Consider the following 575-nt stretch of genomic DNA (forward strand, 5'->3'; position numbering starts at 1 on the left):
GTAAGGTTTTTCAATAACCTTTTCAGGTTCTTTTTCTTCCTCTTGTTCCTTAGGAATTTGATGCTCAAGTTCAGGCTCATCATTTTGTACCTCATCCCCCATCTTTTGTGGAATAGAATCCAAAATAATTTCTTTTTGAAATGGTTTTGGGTGGATGGTTTTGTCAACTTCTTTTCCACTCCTTAAAGTGGTGATAGCTTGGACTTGTTCAACATTTCCTTCACTAGTACCAACTAATTCAACACTATTCTGTCCTTTGGGAGCTTGGTAAGATTGAGTTGGAAATTTACCTTTCTCTTGTTGCAAAATACCTACAGAAATATTGAGCTTAGAAACCTGCATTTTCAACTCATTAATGGAATTATTTGTACTCAATTTCAATTCATTAATTGAACTACTTGTACTCTGCTTAAACTCATTAATTGAATTACTTGTACTTTGCATAAACTGAGTCACTATGTCTTCAAAACTTTTTTTATTTGGAGGTTGGTGCACAGGTGGAATCATTTGGTTTTGCTGAGGAGCAAAATTTGCTTGAGTCTGAGGTGGTGCAAAAGTAGCATTAGGATGATTAG

General features: G+C 35.0%; 1 pseudogene. It reads right to left on the reverse strand.

Features of this window, described 5'->3' with window-relative positions:
• Positions 1 to 575 (reverse strand): annotated as a pseudogene (locus HLA95_RS27805) (hypothetical protein); the annotation flags it as partial.

This window comes from Geminicoccus harenae (assembly GCF_019800005.1).
Lineage (GTDB): Bacteria > Pseudomonadota > Alphaproteobacteria > Geminicoccales > Geminicoccaceae > Geminicoccus > Geminicoccus harenae.